Below are 20,907 nucleotides of genomic sequence, written 5' to 3' on the forward strand. Positions count from 1 at the left end.
CATATACTGTAAATAAAGATAAATTCTTATTGGTGGTATGGAATGAACGCACAGTTTAAAAAAGGTGTTCTGGAATTGTTGGTGCTCTTAATTATCAATCAGAACGATGAATATGGCTATTCACTTATCAAAAAAATTTCAAATCAAATGAGCATCTCGGAGGGTACGGTATACCCGATTTTAAAGCGACTGGTTCAGGATCAGTACGTCTCGACGTACCAAAAGCCTTCTGCGGAGGGGCCAATCCGAAAGTATTATCACATCACGGAAGAAGGTAAGGAGAAGTTGATTCAACTAAAGAGTGATTGGCATGAGTTTGCTGGAATTATCGACTTTTTTATAAAGGAGAGTGGGGAGATTTGAAGCAAAGTGAGTTTTTAAAAGCATTGCGAATGCATTTAACGTATATGTCGGAGCAGGAGAAGAATGAGATTATCCGTGAGTATGCGATGCATTTTAAAGAAGGGGAACAGGATAACGAGAATGCTGAACAAGTATCCCGGCAGCTGGGTGATCCAAAGGAGCTTGCCAAAGAGTTAAATGCGGTACACGCCGTTCGGAGAGTGGAAGAGAAGAAAAGCCTTTCTCATCTATTTAACGCGGTCGTATCTATTGGTGGATTGAGTATGTGGAACTTATTTGTGATGTTTATTTGCTTTGGACTTTTACTGCTCGTATCTCCCGTTGTCTTTGCATTTGTCATTGCTGTGCCAATCATGATTGCCTCTCCTGTCATCTTACTGGTAATGGGCTTTGTCTATGGCTTTGATATGATCACGTTAAAGGAAATCATAGAAGTAACCAGAGCTGTGATTATAGGCTCTGCACTTGCTGTCGTTGGATATCTCATCGCAAAAGCACTGGTGTCCTTATTTATTCGTCATCTTAAATGGAATGTATCCTTACTAAAAAGGGAGAGAGTGATATGAAAAAGTGGTGGGTTAGTCTGGCTGTGGGGATAGCCGTTCTAACAGGGTGTAATCAAGAAACCATTGAAGACGCTGAGGCTGAAGATATTGAAATAATTGATTTAGAAGACGTTGAGATCCCTGATACCGTGTTTGAGTCGGATAAAGAAGATGAAGTGATTTCAGAGGATGAGATGAAGGAAAGCTTAGCAACGTATTTAGATACATACGGGGAGTTATCGGATATTCAATTTGAATTAATGGAAAGAATGTATGAGGAGTCGGGTAAGGAAGAAAAAGACTTAATGAAGCAAGTAAATCGCCAGCTAAAGAAAAACGATGACCATTTCTCTGACTACATTGATGAAAATACGTTACCGGATGGGTACGAGGTTGATACGGTAAGAACGTATTCTTATATATCAAGTTCTAATGAATTTATGATTGAAGAAATGGAAGATTGGACAGCCGTTTTCAACATTCCAGACAATGTTAGTGGAAGAGAACAAGCAAAAATTGAAGAGTTCCTAGATGAAAAAGGCATTGAAACCACCGCATTCAAATAATAACCAAAAGGCTGTTCTCCCCATCGAGACAGCCTTTTCTTTGTTCGCATGTTCCTTTTATCTAGGCGCATACTAACGTAGAAGAAGCGAGTAGAGGTGAGGAAGATGGAACATAAGTGGTTTAACATGGACGTTGACGAGATCGAACGTCAACTCGAAACTCAGGTTCAATCAGGATTAACGAGCGATGAAGCGAATAAGCGGTTAGAGACAGAAGGACGAAACGAGCTCCCTGAGAAGAAAAGGGAATCCAACCTAAAAAAATTTCTGGGACAATTTAATGACGTGCTTATCTATGTGCTGCTTGCAGCGGCTGTCATTACAGCAATTTTAGGGCACTTTATTGATACAACGGTTATCGTGCTTGTAACGATTATTAATGCATTTATTGGATTTTTTCAAGAAAATCAGGCGGAGAAAGCGTTGAATGGAATTAAAGCGCTTCTTAGTTCCACGGCTAATGTAAAACGTAACGGCGAGCGTCAAGAAGTTGACGGGGTTGAGTTAGCTGTTGGAGATATTGTGATCTTGAGTGCTGGAGATAAGGTACCAGCTGACCTAAGACTTGTAGAGGTTCATAACCTTCGAGTAGAGGAATCTGCCTTAACGGGTGAATCAACAGCTGTAGATAAGCAGATCACCGTTCTTGAACCAGATACCGTGCTTAACGACCGAATCAATATGGCCTTTTCAGGTACGTCTGTTGCGGCAGGTAGCGGAGTTGGCATTGTCACGGCCATTGGTGCAAAAACCGAGCTTGGAAAGATAAACGAAGCCATGACGGAGGTAGAGGATCTACAAACCCCATTGCTGCGTCAAATTGGTGGGTTTGGCCGCACGATTGCCCTTTTTGTGGTCGGTGTAGCCGTACTTATGTTTTTATTTGGTTACTTTGTTCGGTCTTTTCCGGCAGGAGAGCTGTTGTTATCGGTTATTACGTTAGCAGTTGCAGCGATACCAGAAGGACTGCCCGCTGTTCTGTCCATTATTCTCGCCATTGGTGTCAGGCGGATGGCGAAGAGACACGCCATTATTCGAAGTCTTCCTTCTGTAGAGACACTTGGCTCCGTTTCAGTCATCTGTTCGGACAAAACGGGTACCCTCACTAAAAATGAGATGACGGTAACCAATGTGGAAACCACCTCAGCCTTTTATAAGGTAACGGGTACAGGGTATGCGCCAACTGGTGAGATTCAGCTGAAGGATCAAAAGCGGACGGAGGATGCGGACCAAATCCTGCAGCATTTTCTTACATGTGTGCAGGTATGTAATGATGCAAATCTACGTCAGGACGAAACGAACCATTGGACCATTGATGGAGATCCAACAGATGGCTGCTTTTTAACGCTTGGTCGAAAGTCAGATATGGAGCTACCAAGCTACAAAATGATCTCTAAAATTCCATTCGATTCGGACTATAAGTACATGGCTGTGCTTGCAGAGATTAACGAAGAACGATACATCTTTGTAAAAGGTGCGCCAGACCGAGTATTTGAGATGGTAGCCAAACATAGTCAGAGTGACTTTGATCGCTCATATTGGGAGGAGCGAATGTCGCTTCGTGCTCGTGTTGGAGAACGTGTCATTGGTGCAGCGTATAAGAAGGTGTACTCTAAGACTGAGAAGCTTGGACATCACGATTTAGATAACGGGTTATATTTTCTTGGTATTGCAGGAATCATTGATCCGCCGCGTACGGAAGCAATGCAGGCCGTGGAAACCTGTCTTAATGCAGGGATCCAAGTAAAAATGATTACGGGAGACCATGCCGATACAGCTAAAGCCATTGGGAAGCAATTAGGCATTGGCGATGGTCAAACCGCTTTAACGGGTCGTGAATTAGATAAAATGACTGACGAAGAACTGGAACATGCAGCAGAAACAACCCATGTGTTTGCCAGAACGAGTCCAGAAAACAAGCTACGACTAGTAAAAGCCTTGCAGAAGCTTGGACATATTTGTGCCATGACTGGTGATGGCGTGAACGATGCAGCAGCCTTAAAACGAGCGGATATTGGTGTAGCGATGGGGATTAAGGGTACTGAAGTAACGAAAGACGCTGCGAAGATGGTTCTCGCTGACGACAACTTCCAGACCATTGTCCATGCAGTTGAAGAAGGACGACGCGTATACGATAACATTAAGAAGACGATTCTGTTTATCCTGCCGACAAACGGAGCAGGAGGCATACTCATTATTGCAAGTATATTTCTCGGTATGACCATGCCGCTCACACCCGTACAGATTCTTTGGGTGAATATGGTGGTATCGGTGACGGTCTCCCTGGGGCTTGCTTTTGAAAAAGTTGAAGAAGGGGCAATGAACCGGCCACCAAGAGATCCAAAGGCTGGGCTTTTATCCCCTTACTATGCATTCCGAATCGCTTTTGTTTCTATATTAATTGGAATCGGAACCCTCTGGATGAACACCTTTTTGCAAAACCAAGGCTATCACAACGGGGCCCATCAAACCATTATTCTGCAAATGTTTGTGATGGCTCAGCTATTCCATCTATTTAACTGCCGGAGTGAGCTTGGTTTTGCCTTTAACAAAGACTTCTTTACGAACAGGATGGCCTTTCTAGTTGCCGGCATTCTAATTGTCTTGCAGCTAGCCATCACGTATCTGCCTTTCATGAATACTATTTTCCAAACCACGCCACTAACCCTACCAGAGTGGGGTATTCCGATATTAATGGGACTAGCTGTGTTTGTGATTGTGGAGATTGAGAAGCGGATTACGAAGAGTGTTGTGGGGAGACGCGCGAGGTAAAATAATGATAAGAGGTTAGAAGTGGCGGAACCCTTCTAGCCTTTTAACTTGTCCTAATAACTGATTAAAGTGACATTCCAATAAATCAGTTGTATGATATATGAAAATCAGATCAGAGAGGTGCTTAAATGCAGCTTATTCAAGTGAACGTGAACCCTATCATAGCTTGCTTGTAAGGGAGTAACATTACCCTTTGAGATCCCTTACAGGCGGGCTTCTTTCTCAAGGGGGTTCACTATGAAAAACAGAAATAAAAATTATTATCGTCACCATCGCTCCAGAATAATCAAGAAGAAACTTGATTTTCTAAAAAACGTAAGGAAGTCAGATAACGATGATCCACTTATCAAAACACCAGGTTTACTCTCAAAAGGTAAAGTACATTGCTCGTGTAAGATGTGTAAATACGATAAGCACTTCGATGTTCCTAAACGTCAAGATCAATCTAAATACGAGTGTATGAACAATGAATTAGACGAGTATTTTAAATTTAATCAATCAAAAAAGAAGGAATAAAGCTTTTAGTGAAAAGTATGGAATGAAAGATACAATTAAAAAGCCACGCTCGCATTGACTACATTCAATGCGAGCGCGGCTTTTTATCTTTCTTATTCTTTTTCTAATACATTCTCGATATAATCCTTACCCCATTCATACATCGCATCTAGAATAGGCATGAGGCTTTTTCCATGTTCTGTTAGAGAATATTCAACCTTGGGTGGAACCACTGGGTAGACCTCACGATGGAGAATCTCGTGGTCTTCCAGCTCACGTAATTGGTTAACGAGCATCCGTTGCGTGATTCCAGGCATGAGGGTTTTTAGTTCACCGAATCGTTTTGTACCTTCTTTTCCTAAATGCCACAGGATGAGCATTTTCCACTTCCCACCTATGACAGACAATGTTAGTTCTTTCTCACAGTTAAATGTCCGTTCACCTAAGTTCGGCATCTGTTCACATCCTTCGTCATCCACAGTATACTTTTCCACACTATATGTGTTAAATGTGCGTACTTTTATTTTGATGACGTACTTAGTATAGTGTGTTCTAGACAGATTCGTAAATAGTGACTGTCAAATCCAAAGCGAGTTAGGAGTTTTTTCATCATGAAATTACAATTAGCATTAGACTTAGTCAATATTCCAGAAGCAATTGAGCTTGTAGCAGAGGTTCAAGATTCAATTGATATCGTTGAAATTGGTACTCCAATCATTAACAGCCTTGGTCACGAAGCTGTTCGTGCAGTTAAAGAAGCATACCCGAACTTAACCGTTCTTGCTGATATTAAAATCATGGATGCTGCAGGCTACGAAGTACAACAAGCTTCTAATGCTGGAGCAGACATCATCACTATCCTTGGTGCAGCTGAAGATAGCTCAATCCGTGGTGCGGTTGAAGCAGCGAAAAAAGAAGGAAAAGAAATCCTTGTTGATATGATCGCTGTAAAAGACATCGAAACACGTGCAAAAGAATTAGATCAGCTTGGAGCAGACTACATCTGCGTTCACACTGGTTATGACCTTCAAGCAGAAGGAAAAGATTCGTTCGCAGATCTACGTAAGATCAAATCTGTTGTAAAAAATGCAAAAACAGCGATCGCTGGCGGTATCAAGCTTGAGACGCTTCCAGAAGTCATTGAAGCCAAGCCGGACCTAGTAATCGTTGGTGGCGGAATCACGTCTAAAGACGACAAAAAGACTGCTGCACAAGAAATCAAAGCACTAATCAACAAAGGGTAACCAATGAATACAACCGAGTATCTTGAGACGATTATTCAGGAGCTTGCAGGCACGGTACAGTCGATCTCCGAGACAGAGGCAGACAAGCTAGTTGAAGCGATTCTTCGAGCAAAAAAAGTCTTTGTTGTTGGAGCCGGACGTTCCGGATTCATGGGTAAATCGTTTGTCATGCGGATGATGCATATGGGTATTGATGCGTATGCTGTTGGGGAAACCGTTACGGCTAACCTTGAACCAGATGATTTATTAATCGTTGGAACAGGGTCAGGTGAAACAAAAAGCTTAATCCCAATCGTTGAAAAGGCAAAAGTTCTTGGTGGCACAGTTGCTGCTGTCACGCTTTCTCCTGATTCTACAATTGGTAAGCTGGCAGATCACACCGTTATCCTACCGGGAGCACCAAAGGATCGGGCAGAAGGTAGTGAATACGAAACCATTCAACCAATGGGCTCATTATTTGAGCAAACCTCGCTTCTTTTCTACGATGCAGTGATCCTGCGTTTTATGGAAAAGAAAGAGCTGAATTCAAAGCAAATGTATGGCAAACACGCCAACCTTGAATAGTTTAAGCACCTTCGATTTCTGTATAAGGCAGGAATTGAAGGTGTTTTTTCGTCACAAGCTATAGGTGTCATTGCTTCACATCACCTTTAAAACTCGGTAGAATAAGTAAGTAAAGCAATACAGAAAAGAGGGATTTCCATGGCACAAACGATAAAAGGAAAAACAGCCCTAATCACAGGAGCTGGTAAAGGAATCGGGAAAGCAACAGCGATCGCACTTGCAAACGAAGGCGTAAATGTGGGTCTTGTTGCTCGTACAGAAGCAGACTTAACAGGTCTTGCAGAGCAGCTTAAAGAAACGGGTGTAAAGGTAGCGATTGCTACAGCTGATATCTCCTCACTTGAGCAAGTGAATAAAGCAGTTGACTCACTTACAAGCGAGCTCGGAACATTTGATATCCTTATTAACAATGCAGGAATCGGTAAGTTTGGTGGCTTTATGGACTTAGATCCAGAAGAGTGGAAGAAGATCGTAGACGTGAACCTAACAGGAACATACTACGTAACAAGAGCGGTGCTTCCACAGCTGATCGAAAAACAAGGTGGAGACATCATCAATATCTCTTCAACAGCTGGACAAAAAGGTGCACCTGTAACAAGTGCTTACAGTGCATCTAAATTCGGCTTACTTGGTCTGACCGAGTCTCTTGCACTTGAAGTACGTAAGCATAACGTACGTGTAACAGCACTTACACCAAGTACAGTGGCAACAGATCTTGCAGTTAGAGAGAACCTGACTGACGGCAACCCTGAAAAAGTCATGCAGCCAGAAGATTTAGCAGAAATCATCGTGTCGCAACTGAAATTACACCCACGTATCTTCATTAAATCAGCCGGTATGTGGTCGACGAATCCGTAAGTTCATTTTAAAAAGCCAGTTACCAATGATCACGTCAAAGGTATCTGGCTTTTTCTCTTATTTATAATGAGGGAGTACTACTTGCCTTAACAGGAGGATCCTGATTTTTCTTTGCTTGCATGTAGTTCAAGACATAAATCACAATAATTAATGCAATCCCTATAAAATTAGTTACCATTTCAGGAATGATTGCAATAATGGAAGCTGCACCGAGAAGAAGTCGATTAAAGATAGATAAGTTTGTTTTTATATATCCTTCAACAGCGGCACTTATAGCAATAACTGCGATGGTCGAAGTCACTAACACGATGGCTATATCAGGTATAGAAGCAAAAGCAAACTCGGTTGTGTTAGCTGGAAGTCCAGTTGCATCGATTAACAGCATTGCATGGTCATAAACGAATATGAATGGTACGAGAAAACCAGCTACGGAAAGCCTTAAAGAAATCACACTTGTTCTCATTGGATCTCCACCGGCTAGACCAGATGCTGCGAATGATGCTAGTGCAACAGGAGGTGTAATATTAGCAAAGATACCAAAGTAGAACACGAATAGATGTGCAACTAGAATAGGAACATCAAATGTTGCTAGAGCAGGTGCTGCCATAGTTGCTGTAATGATATAAGCTGGAATAGAAGGTAATCCCATACCTAATACAATAGATGCGAGCATAGTTAAGAGAAGTGTTAGAAGAAGAGACCCCTGGCCTAAACTCGTTATTGCTGAAGTAAGAGTTGCGCCGAATCCCGTTAAGTTAACAACACCAATAACAATTCCCACAACACCACAGGCAATAATGGTAGATAGCGCTTGTCTTGTTCCTGTCTCTAAAGCTTTTATAATGTCCTTAGGATACATTCTCGTGTGCTTTCTAATCCACGATGCAGCAATTGAGACAAGGATCGTGTAAAAAGCAGCATAGGATACAGGTACCCCGGCAAACAACATGAAAATTAACGTAATTAATGGAATCATAAGATGCCAGCCTTGTTTCATGACTTTCTTAACTTCAGGAAGGTCCGCTTTTGGTAAACCTCTAAGATTGGATCGACCGGCTCGATAGTGAACCTGCATGATACTTGTTATGAAAAAGAGAAAAGCAGGAATGATGGCTGATAATGCGATCGTTCCATAAGAAATGCCTGTTGTTTCTGCCATAATGAAGGCACTGGCTCCCATGATCGGTGGAAGAATTTGACCCCCAATTGAAGAACTAGCCTCAACAGCCCCAGAGAAGTTTTTGTCATAACCAATCTTCTTCATTAATGGAATTGTAAAAGCACCAGTACTTACTACGTTACCTACGGCCGAACCATTTACAGATCCCATAAAAGCACTAGAGATAACGGCTACTTTAGCTGGTCCACCTTGCTTATGTCCAGCGAGGGCAAGAGCAAGATCATTAAAGAATTTCCCCATCCCCGACTTTGCAAGAAAAGCTCCAAACAAAATGAATAAGAATATAAATTGAACGGATGCTCCAATTGCTGTGGAGAATAGACCCTCCGTTTTTGTGTACATTTGTCCAAAAATATCTGCCAAATCAAAAGGTCTTGTTAAAAGCATTCTCGGTAGCCAGTCTTGATGACTGAAGAACGGGTACATTAAAAATAGAAAGGCTAAGATAGGAAGGATCCATCCCGTTACCCGACGAGCAGCTTCGAACACAAGAAGAACCGTTAGAATAGCCATAATGATATCTGTGGTTGTAGCTACTCCACCACGGGTCGTGACAATCTCTTGATAGATAGAGAACAAATAGAGACAAGAAGTAATGCTCAAAGCAAATAATAACCAATCGTAAAAAGGGATTTTGGATCGATCTTGTTTTTTATACGTTGGATAAAGTAAGAAGACTAGTGCCATTCCAAACGTTAAGTGAAAACTGCGTTGTAACAAAGTAGGTAATGGATAAAAAGTGACATATAAATGAAAAAGTGCGTATCCAATCGTAAGAAGGCTAAAAAACAAAACAAGACCTTTATTGTTCCAATTTCTTGTATTAGACTCAATGTCGTATTTTTCTAAGACTTTTTGAACGGCTTGATCTGGAATCTCCGTCTCAGCAAGCGCGGTAGGTTTAAGCTTTTCTTCCTTTCTCACAAGAAATCCCCCTTTCTAATTTTCCACAATGGTAATTCAACAGCCTTAATCGTGATCAATTCATAGTCATCAAAATACTCATATAGAAGAACATCACGATCCTCTAACACAATAGTGGTTTGTACGGATTGGGAAGACGTTACGTTTAATTCGTTGTAGGCCATATTTAGTTCAACGTGAATGTAACCTCCCTCTGTTGAGGTTCGTAAGCCCTGATAGGGGGTACCCGCTCCAAATGTTTTGAAATGTGTGTCTACAAGAATGAGTTGATCATTTTTTCTCTCGTAACGTTCAATCCACTCTTCTTTTTCGATAGAATGAATCCACTTAAGTTCAAAATGACCCTTATCAACGTAATAAGAATGGCTCTCTCCCTTAATTTCAAATACAGGAAGACGATAAAAACCAAGAAAAAGGAGAGCGAGTAAAAACGCACTCCCAATAAACCATTTCTTATTGTTCATCAAAGTATTTTTCGGCACCTGGGTGTAATGGTGCAATTAAGCCATCCTGCGCATGATCAATCGAAATATCTGAAGCAGCTTGATGTGAATTAGCTAATGTATCTAAATTCTCAAAAAACTCTTTTGTTAGTTTGTATACATCATCATCACTTAGATCACTACGCACAACCAGAGCATTAGGAACGGCTGCTGTAGGAATAGCGTCATCGTTATCATACGTCCCAGAAGGTATATCTAAAGAAACAAAATAAGGATGTTCCTCCACGATCGCGTCCACTTGTTCAGGGAGAACCTTAACAATATTAATATCCAACGTTTCAGAGAGTTCCAACACAGAAGCATTAGGTAAACCACTAGTTAAAAATGCTGCATCAATTCTACCGGCATTTAATCCATCTGCAGCTTCAGCGTATCCAAGATAGTCAACTTGAACATCGTCATACGTAATATCATTCCCATTTAATAGAGCACGAGCATTAAGTTCAACACCAGATCCCTGATCTCCAACGGCAATTCGTTTTCCTTTTAAATCCTCGAGCGTTTCAATTCCCGCATCCACTCTTGCAACGATTTGAACGACATTAGGATATAGATTGGCAACTTGAGAGATGCCTTCTAGAGGTTCTGAGAAGCTTGCTTCGCCATTCAATGCTTGACTTAAGGCATCACTCATAACAAAAGCCATTTCTACCTTTTGATCAGCCAGTAAGTTCAGGTTCTCTGCAGAAGCTCCAGTCGTCTGAGTTCGTGAATTGACATCAAAGATGGAAGAGTAATTGTCTGCTAGAGTCGTCCCAATGATGTTGTACGGACCAGAAGCTCCCCCAGTAGCAATCGTAACAATGTTCGTCTCTAATCCATCAGCGTTTCCATTGCTCTCATCCGTCGTACCTGTGTCACTCTCGCTCGAGTCACCACAGGCAACGAGAATAAGCATGATAAAACCTGATATAAGTGCAGTAAACAAGTTCTTTTTCATAATGCTCCCCCTTTTTTCATAGTTTTACATTATTTTTGAAGCGCTTTCATTATATTTCTCTCTTAATGGGTTTGTCAATTGAAATCGTTATCATTATTTCCTTTTTTCTGGTTTTATTGATGATAATAGATGTGACTAGGAAATTGGCTTAACCAGTAGTAATATGTAATTAAAAATTTTGTCGAAATACGTTTGACAAATAAAATAATAGCGTTTACAATAAGCTCAAATAATATTAGGATTGTAACTGCATTGAGCAGGCAACACCTAAGTAGCCAGTAGTGTGAGTATTCGCAGGATACTTCTATGGTTATTTGGGTGTTTTTTATTTAGGGGGGAACATCGTGCGTATAAAAAAGATCTTTAACAACAATGTTATTTTGGCTCACGATGAAAAGTATGTTGAAAAAGTGTTACTTGGAAGAGGGTTAGCTTTTAGCAAGAAAGAAGGGGATGAGGTCGATCAAGAGAAAATAGACAAGATTTTTACACTAGAATCTAAGGAATTAGTTGATAGCTTTGTTCATTTAGTTGGAGAGATTCCGATTAACCAGCTGGAGTTAACGAATCATATTGTAAAGGAAGCGGAGAAGGAGCTTGATCTAACCTTCAACGATAGTATCTATATTGGCTTAACGGACCACATTAATTATGCTCTCCACCGTCACAGGCAAGGAGAACATATGAGAAATGCATTCTTATGGGAAATTAAAAAGTTTTATCCTAGAGAATTTAAGGTGGCGTTAAAAGCGCTTGATACGATCTTTTATTACGAAAAGGTTCGCTTAACAGAAGATGAAGCTAGCTTTATTGCCCTTCATTTTGTGAATGGCCAAAATCTCGATTCTACCTTAGACATGAAAGTAAGCAGCGAAAATGCAGTGATTCTCGACATCCTAAATATTATTAAATTTCATTTTAACATTGAAATCGAGGAAGACTCGATTAACTATAGTCGATTCGTCACCCATGTCCGTTACTTCTTGCAGCGGATTCGAGGTCAAGTTCGTTATGATTCTGAAGATGATAATCAGCTTTTTTTACAGGTAAAGAAAAAGTATGCGAAAACCTATCAGTGTGTCGTAAAGATTGAGTCTTACTTTAAGACGAAGATGAATGTATCAATGACGACAGAAGAGCAATTATATTTTATTCTGCATATTAACCGATTAACAATGAGAGAAAACCAAATAAGATCTGACCATGGATTGTAACTGTTAAGCAGGCAACACCTAGATGATCTGTATGAAACGAGCATTTTGTAATGCTTCTTCATGCATGATGATTTAGGTGTTTTTTTATACCATTTTAGGAGGGATACGATGAAGTATACAGATCTTGCAAAAGAGATTTTGGTACAGGTTGGTGGAGAGAAAAACGTTTCAAACTTAACTCATTGTGTGACACGTTTACGCTTTAACTTAAAAAATGATAGCTTAGCTGATATTGAGACAATTAAGCAAATAGAAGGAGTCGTTGGCTGCGTTCAAAAGGGAGGACAAACGCAGGTTATCATCGGTCCTCACGTTAAAGATGTGTTTGATGAAGTAAATAAGCTTGGAAATATGACAAGTAATGAAAAACCAGAGGATGGAGAAAAGAAGGGTTTATTTGCAAGACTTCTTGATGTCATTGCAGCCATCTTCATTCCAATTGTTGGAGCTCTAGCCGGTTCCGGGATGGTAAAAGCGATTTTAGCATTAAGTACAAACTTTGGGTGGATGTCGCCAGAATCAGATACGTATTACATTTTAAACTTAATGGGTGATGCAGTCTTTTATTTCCTACCTTTCTTAATTGCGACGACCGCAGCGAAGAAGTTCAATACAAGTCCATTACTCGCACTTGTATTCGCAGGTATTCTTCTTCACCCTGATTTAACAGCACTTAGAACAGAAGGATTAGATGCCTCATTTTTAGGGATTCCAATTAAATTAGCTGTTTATTCATCATCCGTTATACCAATTATTTTAATTATCTTGCTTCAATCTTATGTTGAAAAATTAATGCAAAAAATCACACCAAGCGTTGTTAAAATCTTTGTTGTGCCAATGGTTGTCATCTTGGTCGTCGGACCAATTGGACTTATAGTGTTAGGTCCGATAGGTGCTGTTATTGGTGAATATCTAGCACAGGGCTTCACCTTCTTAGATGAAAGAGCAAGCTGGTTAGTACCGTTTTTAGTTGCAACCTTCTGTCCATTCCTTGTCATGACTGGTATGCACTACAGTTTAGGTGCCGTACAAGCGACTCAACGCGCCGCCGTGGGTTATGGCTCCATTCTTACACCGGCTACTCTTTCTTATAATATGGCACAGGGTGGAGCAGTCATTGGTGTTGCTTTGCGCACAAAGAACAAAAAGTTAAAATCACTAGCAACATCTACAGGTCTATCCTGCTTTATGGGTGTGACAGAACCAGCATTGTATGGGGTGACGTTGCAGCATAAACGAACACTTGCTTCTACAATGATTGGAGCCGGTATTGCTGGACTTTATGCAGGTATTACTGGAATCAAGACGTATTCTGCGGGCACATCAAATGTCTTTTCTTTACCAATTTATATGGGTGGAGAAACCATGTGGAACTTCTATAATGCAGTAATTACATTAATTATTGCCATTGTTTCTGGGTTTATTGCTTCCATCGTTCTCTTTAAGGACCCGGCAGATAAAGAAAAGTCTGAAGACAACGGCCAGAAATCAGAAGGTACATCAACTGTAACGATTAATGAAAAGATGAATCATCGTACAGAAGTGTTCAGTCCTCTAAACGGAAGTATTGTTCCTTTATCTGAAGTAAACGATGATGCCTTTGCAACAGAAGCAATGGGGAAAGGAATGGCGATTGCCCCATCAGATGGAAACGTATTTGCTCCATTTGATGGAAAAGTGGCGATGGTCTTTAAAACAAAGCATGCCATTGGACTTATTAGTGAAGATGGACTAGAAGTATTAATTCACGTTGGGATTGATACGGTAAAGCTTGATGGGAAGTACTATAAATCCTTTGTACAAGAAGGAGATCAAGTTAACAAGGGAGACCTTCTTCTGTCGTTTGAAGCAGAGAAGATTGCTGCTGAAGGGTATGAATTAACAACACCGGTCATTGTCACAAATACAAGCGAATACCTTGATGTAGTTGAAGGAGAAGGAAACACAGCAACAAATGATACAGTGATTCTAACAGCTGTAAAATAAAGAAGAAGGGATTTGAGGACTTGAGCGTATTCCCAAAGGACTTTTTGTGGGGCGGTGCAACCGCCGCTAACCAATGCGAGGGTGCTTATGATGAAGACGGGAAGGGATTATCCGTTCAGGATGTCCTTCCTAAAGGCATCTTTGGTCCGATTACAGATGAACCAACAGAGGACAACTTAAAATTAGTTGGTAATGATTTTTACCATCGTTACGAGGAAGATATTAAACTACTGGCTGAAATGGGTTTTAAGGTATTCCGAATGTCCATTGCCTGGACTCGTATCTTCCCAACGGGTGAGGAAGAGGCACCAAATGAAGCAGGACTCGCCTTTTACGATCGTGTATTTGATACATGCCGCACGCACAATATTGAACCGCTTGTTACGTTATCACACTATGAATCACCGCTCCATCTAAGTAAGAAATATGATGGATGGATGAACAGGAAGCTTATTGATTTATTTGCTAAATATGCAGAAACTGTATTTAAACGTTACAAGGATAAAGTGAAATACTGGGTGACCTTTAATGAGGTTAACGTGACCTCTCATATTCCTTTACTTGGAGGGGGTGTATTCACGCCTAGAGACCAGCTTACTAAACAAGATATGTACCAAGCAGCACACCACCAGCTTGTTGCGAGCGGTCTTGTGACAAAGATTGCGAAAACGATTAATCCTGAGTTCCAAGTAGGCTGCATGGTTGCATCTGCACCACGCTATCCAATGACCTGCCATCCCGATGATGTTACGTATGCAATGGAAGAACAGCAGGAGCTTACTCTGTTTGTACACGTTCACGCAAAAGGTGAGTATCCTTACTACACGAAACGCTTGTTTGATCGTGACAATATTAAACTAGATATAACAGAAGAGGATAAGCAGAACCTAAAGCACACTGTAGACTTTATCTCGTTCAGCTATTACAACAGTAAAACGGTAGCCAAGGATCCATCAAAATACGAGCTTGCACAAGGAAATCTCTATCGAGGGCTTCGTAATCCATACCTTACGTATTCGGAGTGGAATTACCCAATCGATCCCCAAGGCTTACGTTACATTTTAAATTTTTATTATGAACGATATGAGCTACCAATGTTTGTCTCAGAGAATGGAATGGGTGCCATTGATGAGCCAATTGAGGAAGACGGCAAACTAATTATTAATGATGATTATCGAATTGAGTTCCACAAAGGCCATCTCAAAGAAGTTGGACATGCCATTGAAGATGGTGTCAACGTAATCGGATACACTTCATGGGGATGCATTGACCTTGTGAGTGCCGCCTCAGCTCAAATGGAGAAACGATATGGCTTTGTTTACGTAGATCGTGATAAAGATGGAAACGGAACATTAGAAAGATACCCTAAAAAGTCGTTTTACTGGTATAAAAGCGTAATTGAAAGCAATGGAGATATTTTATTTAAGACGGAAGAATAGAATGAAAGAGAAGAACTCCAGCAAATGTTGGGGTTCTTTTTATGGAGTCTAGAAATTTAATTCATGCTCGTATATAGAAAATGAGAATACTTTCAAATTATTAAATCAAAACAAACCGATAAATCTTAAGATGAGCTCAATAAGAGCTAAGGTTAAAATAAAACCTAATAAAATCAAGGATGAGATCAGTCCAGACTTAGAGAATAAGTGAGTAGGGTACTTTCTTGCAAGGAATACAGCTACTAATAAAAGAGGAACGACAATGACCAATTCGTGCAAGTTGAGACCTACTAGCTTAAGCAAGTACTCACCTACACTGTTGTAGCCTTTATCGCTCGCGAATAAGAGAATGGAACTAACTAAAAAAGAACCAAAGAAAAACTTCCTAAGCCAAATCTTTTGGTAAGATCCATAACATACCCTCCATTTTATTTACAATTATATGTTATAACAATGATAACATGTTAGCTCCCAGTAAATAGAAATGATAAGCAGGTGAATAGTTTGTTTATAAACAAGAATTTCTCCCTCATGTGGTTCTATAACTTTACCTCTATTTTAAATGGACGATTTCGGGAGTTAGTCATCCCTCTAATTGTTCTAGGATTTACTCAGTCCCCTTTCATTACAGCTCTTGTTGCACTTTCCCAGCAGGTAGGGGCTATTTTTTTCTCCATTCCAATTGGTACTTGGCTTGAAGCTAAGAACAAAGTTTTGTGTGCCTCTGTAAGTAACTTTTTCTATGGTATCTGTTTATTTCTGTTGGCCTATATTTTCAGCTTCGATGTACTGAATTCCTTACTGAGTGCGGTGATTTTATTTATCATGGGTCTGTTAGCTTTAATCAGTCGCACAGCTTTTGCTGCCATGATCCCAGAAATGTCAGGAAGAGAAAATCTTTTAAGAGCACATACGAGTCTTGAAGGTGCCGATGCAATTTGTACAATTATTGGCCCTATATTAGGTGGAATCCTATTGAGTCAGATAGGTGCCAGCCCAACTTTAGTTCTTTGTGGGGGATTATCGATCTCAGGAATGATGATCCTCTCTCTGATAAAAAGAGTGAATAACGTCCAGCCAACTCATGAGAAAAGAAGAGTGAATCTACACACGTTTACTAGGGAGTCAGTCGTAGGCTTGACCATCCTTTTGGCAAACCCCACTCAAAGAATGGTCTCATTTAGCCACTGTGTTTTAAGTTTTGCAACAGTATTTATTCCGCTAACGGTTATTTTTCATGCAGATACACTCTTACAGTTTTCAGCAGGTGAAATTGGAATCATTTTAAGCTGTGCAGGCATTGGAAATTTAATAGGTGTTATGATTATGAATTGGTTTAGAACGATGAACTGGCTTACACTCCTATGCTCGTTACTCGCCACGTCCTCACTTGGAGTTTTATTGATCTGTGTAAGTGAAAATATATATATCTTATCAACCGGGATGATCTTCTTTGATGGTGCATTATCAATGGCTTTTGTCGCTCAAATTTCAGTACATCAAGGGATCACCCCAGATGAATATATAACTAGAGTTAGAAGCGCTACCTTTGTGACTGGTGGGTTGTTTGCAATGATGGGGACATTTCTAGCTGGCCTGATTCCCGAGCTTCTCTCATCCTATGTATCTTTATTTATTGGCTTTCTAAGTTTATTATTACCGGCAATTTTCCTAATCAGGTGGCACAAATACAGCTCAAGATTTGGGGACATTAAACCGATCTCAATTAAGACATAAAAAGGCTGCCTCGTATGTGAGACAGCCTTTCTCTTATTTATCCATCACAAATCCTGTTTTCGATGTTTGTTCGTCACTTAACCAACCAGATTCAGTTAACCCGTCTAACCAGCTTTCTTCTATTTGATCAGCTTGCTCTTTTTCGGCAACTTTTGTTGAGATTTCGGCGATTGTGTCTCCTTTGTATGTCCAGATTTCAAGGTCCGCGTCCACCCCTAGATATTCGCCTTCAAAGGTTTCGGCAAGGGCAGGTCCGTATGGAATGGTCTGGCTAAGTGTGTCCTGATACCAGTCTTCTTGATCCCATGTGCGATATTTCTTGGGAGCTTCTTCTTTAAAGAGCTTAATAGCATAATCTACGTCAATTGAATCAAATGTTAGCTTTTTGTTTTGTTTAAAGGTTTCTTTTCGGCTAATAGAGAACGTATCGATACCTTCTTTGCGGTCATTTTCAAATTTGTAGTTAGACATGTCGTTGTGGAACCCTTTTGCTGTTGCTTCTGCAATTGCGTCTTTTACAGTAACACCAGGGAAGACTTTCTTATACGTAATATTTGTCTTTTTATCACTCGCGTAGATTCTGAGGCGGTGTATGTAGCCCTGATCTCGGAATTGTTGGTCCGGAGTATCAAAGTAATAGACTTTAACATCTTCGTCATGTGTAGCATTAAACGTTTGAACAACGTCTTCTTGATTGGAGAATGAGTCCAGATCTAGGTTTAATTTCACTTCATACCCTGGTTCAATGGGGCTTTCTGCTTGCGCGGGATGGGCGAAACTTGTAAAGAATGCAAGGGTTAATGCGCCTACGAAACTCACTTTTTTCATAACATGATTCCTCCATTTGTCTGGTTTTTTAAGATGATTTCCAAGTCCTGCTCTTTACTATGAAAAAATGTGATCTGTGTCGCCTTTATATAGGAGAGAATTCTTGAAAGGTCCTCTCGATCTGGGTGCGATTTATAAAAGGGAGAAGATTGATCAAGATAGATGCCCGTCTGAATGTTAGTCATTTCAAAAGGTGCTTGTTTCGTCAAATAGATTCCAGGCTGCTTAGTTTCTGTTGCGAGCTGCAATCGGTCGCTTTGAAGCATGTCCGTAAACTCGTGCATTCGCTCTTTGCGCATTTGATCGGAGTGCTGCAGATAGGCACGAAGGTGTTCGTTTAGCGTTAGGTCTATAAAGAACATTTGATCAGGTAGCGCGTGATAGAGTGAAAACAAAAGGTCACATGCTTTGCCAGAGAGATTAACCGGGACGTGGTACGGCTTGAGTGGATCTGAAAGTGCGTCCATGATATTGCGGATACTTTTCTTATAAGGCATGGTATGGGCAGCATGACCGCTATCAATTAATGCGTGATCATAGAAACGAAGGGCTGGTCGATCTGTAACTAACAAAGGTGCATCAAGCGCCATATCACCGGAATAAAAGAATGTCTCCTCATTTACTCGAAAGCTATACCAGATACTGCCTAACATATGTCCGCTATAGCCCCAGGTTACGTGTAAATTCTTCGTTAAGGAAACCTCCATGCCTCGTGTTTGTTTAGGAAATGCACGAAACTGGAGGTTAGTAAGGGGAGCATCCGGGTTCTTTTGCTGCGACAAGGAGATAATATGGGGAAACTGAGCAAGGCTTGCCTCTGACATCCATACCTCTCCATGGAATCCTTTTTCCGCTAGTAACGGTAGTGCTCCGATATGATCGTTATGAACATGCGAGATGAAAACAGCTTGCAGTGACTGAGCGATCTCCTCAGTTATCGGCGGGTACACTTCGGGTGTTCCGTTTCGGACGCCGCAGTCTAGCATGATGCGTGTGTTGGTTGTTTGGTTGGTAAGTAGAAAGCAATTTCGACCGTATTCTTTTACGCCTCCAAGGGTGGTGAGATTCATCATGTTTTTGTTCTCATGGCCTTTCGTTGAAGCGACTCTACTACGAAGATACAAAGGATGGTCAGAAGAACAGTCACTACAGCCATGGCCATTCCTTTAGAGACGTCTCCTTGTTCAAATTGGCTATAGATAAATGTTGCACTTGTTTCAACTGAAGGCGGAAGAATAAGTAAGGAACCAACCAGTTCACGCATCGATATAATAAAGGTCATCACCCATCCTGCGAGAATACCTTGCCCTAGAAGCGGTAACCAGACTCGAATGAGGACAAGCCACTCGTTGTGGGCAAAGACTGCATTTGATTGATGGATAGATGAATGAAGCTGTGATAAGGCAGACTTCGTATATTGCACAGAATACGGCAGAAAGAGCACAATGTACGTGACAATCGGCATCCAGGTTGTGTTGTAGATGGTCGATGGAAACCATGGGGTGTTCCAAAATAAAATGAGACCTACTACAAAGACGATGCCGGGAACGATATTTGACAGGATGCTTGTAAAATCTAGCACCTGCTGTGATTTCTTTTGCCCTTCACGAATAATAAGTGCGGCACAAAATCCAATTACGGCTGCAACGGTAGCAGCGATAAAGGCAAAATTAATACTATTCATCAATGCTTTAAAGCTCGAGGATCCAATGGTAAATAGGTCCGCATAATGTGTGAACGTCAGATTGCTTAAGCTTAGCCCGTCTCCGCGAATCGTTAATAATGAGGTCGCAATGATTGAAAAATAAGGGATTCCAATGGAAAGTGCGAGAATGAGAATAACATAGCCACTTGAGAGTATTCGAACAAGACCTGTGTCTTTTGGCTTGGATCCACTGCCTGATTTCCCTGAGTGGATTCCGAACGAATACTTTCGACTAATCACATTTTGAAGATACCAAATGACCATACAAACACTTAATAGAATAAGTGATAGGCTGGTAGCCGCTGAGATATTAATCGGCCAGCGAGATAGATAGGCATGAATATCTGTTGTAAGCACGTCGTAGCCGATTCGTTTACCAAATGTAGCTGGTGTGCCGAACTCTCCTAACGTCTTAATAAAAACAAGGAGGCTAGCCATGACGTAGCTTGAAATGAGTAGAGGCATGACCACACGAATCCAGTTCCAGACAGGATTACGTCCATAGATTAAGGTTGCATCTAGGAAGGATCCGTTCATTCTGAGAAGAGCATTTTTTAACATCAGATACAGAAATGGATAGAGATGCATACTCATTACAAAGACCATTCCTGAAACATTAAAAAAGGTAAATGGAAATTTGCCGCCAAATAGTTGCTCATAGTAACCATTGTTCTGCATAAATAAGATCCATCCCATAGACCCGATATAAGGTGGGGTCATAAACGGAATCACAAATACTAGATCAAGCCAGTTGTGACGCGCGAGGGATGTTTTTGTACGAATAATAGCAAGTGGTAAGGCGATCAACGTTGTTGCTGCAATAACGTACACCCCAAGCAACAAGGAATTCTGCATCGTTTGAAGAATTTGATTGGAAGATAGCACATATTGCATAGATTCAAATGATAGAGAACCCTCATCTACAAAGGTGTAGATGAGGACTGAAAACAAAGGTGCTACCGCTAGCAAGCTAACAATGATCAATAGAATCGTATAAGGCGCGTGTTTTTGTATAATCACGTGGATACCTCCAATATGCGTCGT

General features: G+C 40.8%; 20 protein-coding genes. 12 read left to right on the forward strand and 8 right to left on the reverse strand.

Annotated features, from left to right (window positions below; all coding sequences use genetic code 11):
• Positions 1–42: 42 nt before the first annotated feature.
• The 5 genes from JNO66_RS07350 to JNO66_RS07370 all read left to right on the forward strand — a co-directional run bounded on the left by JNO66_RS07350 (position 43) and on the right by JNO66_RS07370 (position 4,762).
• Positions 43–363 carry a PadR family transcriptional regulator gene (locus JNO66_RS07350; RefSeq protein ID WP_203087620.1) on the forward strand — a complete coding sequence of 107 codons (321 nt, stop codon included), beginning with the start codon at positions 43–45 and terminating at the stop codon, positions 361–363.
• A complete protein-coding gene (locus JNO66_RS07355; protein ID WP_203087621.1) occupies positions 360–929 on the forward strand; it encodes an HAAS signaling domain-containing protein in 570 nt (189 codons plus the stop codon). The genes JNO66_RS07350 and JNO66_RS07355 overlap by 4 nt, the downstream gene beginning before the upstream one ends.
• Positions 926–1,474, forward strand: a complete 549-nt coding sequence (locus JNO66_RS07360) for an NDxxF motif lipoprotein (protein ID WP_203087622.1) — start codon at positions 926–928, stop codon at positions 1,472–1,474. Before JNO66_RS07355 ends, JNO66_RS07360 begins: the two co-directional genes overlap by 4 nt.
• A 105-nt stretch (positions 1,475–1,579) precedes the next feature.
• Positions 1,580–4,246, forward strand: coding sequence for a cation-transporting P-type ATPase (locus JNO66_RS07365; RefSeq protein WP_203087623.1), 2,667 nt, complete (start codon positions 1,580–1,582; stop codon positions 4,244–4,246).
• A 237-nt stretch (positions 4,247–4,483) separates the two neighbouring features.
• A complete protein-coding gene (locus tag JNO66_RS07370; RefSeq protein WP_203087624.1) occupies positions 4,484–4,762 on the forward strand; it encodes a hypothetical protein in 279 nt (92 codons plus the stop codon).
• A gap of 92 nt (positions 4,763–4,854) precedes the next feature.
• Here JNO66_RS07370 and JNO66_RS07375 read toward each other — a convergent pair whose 3' ends face one another.
• Positions 4,855–5,196 carry a winged helix-turn-helix transcriptional regulator gene (locus JNO66_RS07375; RefSeq protein WP_203087625.1) on the reverse strand — a complete coding sequence of 114 codons (342 nt, stop codon included), beginning with the start codon at positions 5,194–5,196 and terminating at the stop codon, positions 4,855–4,857.
• A 156-nt stretch (positions 5,197–5,352) separates the two neighbouring features.
• Here JNO66_RS07375 and hxlA point away from each other — a divergent pair, with 156 nt between their 5' ends.
• From hxlA to JNO66_RS07390, 3 genes are all read left to right on the forward strand, one after another.
• Positions 5,353–5,985: a 3-hexulose-6-phosphate synthase gene (gene hxlA, locus JNO66_RS07380; protein ID WP_203087626.1), complete on the forward strand. Its 633-nt coding sequence runs from the start codon at positions 5,353–5,355 to the stop codon at positions 5,983–5,985.
• Between the two features lie 3 nt (positions 5,986–5,988).
• Positions 5,989–6,549 (forward strand): 6-phospho-3-hexuloisomerase, encoded by a 561-nt coding sequence (gene hxlB, locus JNO66_RS07385; protein WP_203087627.1) that lies wholly within the window; start codon positions 5,989–5,991, stop codon positions 6,547–6,549.
• 138 nt (positions 6,550–6,687) lie between these two features.
• Positions 6,688–7,407, forward strand: coding sequence for a 3-ketoacyl-ACP reductase (locus JNO66_RS07390; protein ID WP_203087628.1), 720 nt, complete (start codon positions 6,688–6,690; stop codon positions 7,405–7,407).
• Between the two features lie 61 nt (positions 7,408–7,468).
• Here JNO66_RS07390 and JNO66_RS07395 read toward each other — a convergent pair whose 3' ends face one another.
• From JNO66_RS07395 to JNO66_RS07405, 3 genes are read right to left on the reverse strand one after another with little or no spacing between them, the layout of a single operon-like run.
• Positions 7,469–9,511: a TRAP transporter permease gene (locus JNO66_RS07395; protein WP_203087629.1), complete on the reverse strand. Its 2,043-nt coding sequence runs from the start codon at positions 9,509–9,511 to the stop codon at positions 7,469–7,471.
• Positions 9,508–9,975, reverse strand: coding sequence for a DUF1850 domain-containing protein (locus JNO66_RS07400; protein WP_203087630.1), 468 nt, complete (start codon positions 9,973–9,975; stop codon positions 9,508–9,510). The genes JNO66_RS07395 and JNO66_RS07400 overlap by 4 nt, the downstream gene beginning before the upstream one ends.
• A complete protein-coding gene (locus tag JNO66_RS07405) occupies positions 9,965–10,954 on the reverse strand; it encodes a TAXI family TRAP transporter solute-binding subunit (RefSeq protein ID WP_203087631.1) in 990 nt (329 codons plus the stop codon). The genes JNO66_RS07400 and JNO66_RS07405 overlap by 11 nt, the downstream gene beginning before the upstream one ends.
• Positions 10,955–11,298: 344 nt before the next feature.
• Between JNO66_RS07405 and licT the strand changes: the two genes are divergently transcribed.
• From licT to JNO66_RS07420, 3 genes are all read left to right on the forward strand, one after another.
• Complete coding sequence (gene licT, locus JNO66_RS07410; protein WP_203087632.1) at positions 11,299–12,168, forward strand: BglG family transcription antiterminator LicT; 870 nt, start codon at positions 11,299–11,301, stop codon at positions 12,166–12,168.
• 108 nt (positions 12,169–12,276) lie between these two features.
• A complete protein-coding gene (locus JNO66_RS07415) occupies positions 12,277–14,154 on the forward strand; it encodes a beta-glucoside-specific PTS transporter subunit IIABC (protein ID WP_203087633.1) in 1,878 nt (625 codons plus the stop codon).
• Between the two features lie 20 nt (positions 14,155–14,174).
• Positions 14,175–15,593, forward strand: a complete 1,419-nt coding sequence (locus tag JNO66_RS07420) for a glycoside hydrolase family 1 protein (RefSeq protein ID WP_203087634.1) — start codon at positions 14,175–14,177, stop codon at positions 15,591–15,593.
• A gap of 105 nt (positions 15,594–15,698) precedes the next feature.
• On the opposite strand, the gene JNO66_RS07425 is transcribed toward JNO66_RS07420, so the two are convergent.
• Positions 15,699–15,872 (reverse strand): hypothetical protein, encoded by a 174-nt coding sequence (locus JNO66_RS07425; RefSeq protein WP_203087635.1) that lies wholly within the window; start codon positions 15,870–15,872, stop codon positions 15,699–15,701.
• A 216-nt stretch (positions 15,873–16,088) separates the two neighbouring features.
• Between JNO66_RS07425 and JNO66_RS07430 the strand changes: the two genes are divergently transcribed.
• Entirely contained in the window at positions 16,089–17,330 is a 1,242-nt protein-coding gene (locus tag JNO66_RS07430; RefSeq protein WP_273753216.1) for an MFS transporter, read from the forward strand.
• Between the two features lie 33 nt (positions 17,331–17,363).
• Here JNO66_RS07430 and JNO66_RS07435 read toward each other — a convergent pair whose 3' ends face one another.
• The 3 genes from JNO66_RS07435 to JNO66_RS07445 are packed head-to-tail and all read right to left on the reverse strand — an operon-like array spanning position 17,364 to position 20,883.
• Positions 17,364–18,158, reverse strand: a complete 795-nt coding sequence (locus JNO66_RS07435) for a CYTH domain-containing protein (RefSeq protein WP_203087637.1) — start codon at positions 18,156–18,158, stop codon at positions 17,364–17,366.
• The gene (locus tag JNO66_RS07440; protein ID WP_203087638.1) at positions 18,155–19,231 is read right to left on the reverse strand and encodes an MBL fold metallo-hydrolase; all 1,077 of its coding nucleotides are present in this window, start codon (positions 19,229–19,231) and stop codon (positions 18,155–18,157) included. The genes JNO66_RS07435 and JNO66_RS07440 overlap by 4 nt, the downstream gene beginning before the upstream one ends.
• Positions 19,228–20,883, reverse strand: a complete 1,656-nt coding sequence (locus tag JNO66_RS07445) for an ABC transporter permease (protein WP_203087639.1) — start codon at positions 20,881–20,883, stop codon at positions 19,228–19,230. The genes JNO66_RS07440 and JNO66_RS07445 overlap by 4 nt, the downstream gene beginning before the upstream one ends.
• Positions 20,884–20,907 lie beyond the last annotated feature (24 nt).

The sequence above is a fragment of the Alkalicoccobacillus gibsonii genome, from assembly GCF_016798245.1.
Classification (GTDB): Bacteria; Bacillota; Bacilli; order Bacillales; family Bacillaceae_D; genus Alkalicoccobacillus; species Alkalicoccobacillus gibsonii.

Coding starts and splice junctions, on each gene's coding strand:
- JNO66_RS07370 (WP_203087624.1), top strand. CDS start 4,484: ATGAAAAACAGAAATAAAAATTATTATCGTCACCATCGCTCCAGAATA.
- JNO66_RS07435 (WP_203087637.1), bottom strand. CDS start 18,158: ATGAAAAAAGTGAGTTTCGTAGGCGCATTAACCCTTGCATTCTTTACA.
- JNO66_RS07440 (WP_203087638.1), bottom strand. CDS start 19,231: ATGATGAATCTCACCACCCTTGGAGGCGTAAAAGAATACGGTCGAAAT.
- JNO66_RS07365 (WP_203087623.1), top strand. CDS start 1,580: ATGGAACATAAGTGGTTTAACATGGACGTTGACGAGATCGAACGTCAA.
- JNO66_RS07400 (WP_203087630.1), bottom strand. CDS start 9,975: ATGAACAATAAGAAATGGTTTATTGGGAGTGCGTTTTTACTCGCTCTC.
- JNO66_RS07360 (WP_203087622.1), top strand. CDS start 926: ATGAAAAAGTGGTGGGTTAGTCTGGCTGTGGGGATAGCCGTTCTAACA.
- JNO66_RS07375 (WP_203087625.1), bottom strand. CDS start 5,196: ATGCCGAACTTAGGTGAACGGACATTTAACTGTGAGAAAGAACTAACA.
- JNO66_RS07350 (WP_203087620.1), top strand. CDS start 43: ATGAACGCACAGTTTAAAAAAGGTGTTCTGGAATTGTTGGTGCTCTTA.
- hxlA (WP_203087626.1), top strand. CDS start 5,353: ATGAAATTACAATTAGCATTAGACTTAGTCAATATTCCAGAAGCAATT.
- JNO66_RS07390 (WP_203087628.1), top strand. CDS start 6,688: ATGGCACAAACGATAAAAGGAAAAACAGCCCTAATCACAGGAGCTGGT.
- hxlB (WP_203087627.1), top strand. CDS start 5,989: ATGAATACAACCGAGTATCTTGAGACGATTATTCAGGAGCTTGCAGGC.
- JNO66_RS07405 (WP_203087631.1), bottom strand. CDS start 10,954: ATGAAAAAGAACTTGTTTACTGCACTTATATCAGGTTTTATCATGCTT.
- JNO66_RS07415 (WP_203087633.1), top strand. CDS start 12,277: ATGAAGTATACAGATCTTGCAAAAGAGATTTTGGTACAGGTTGGTGGA.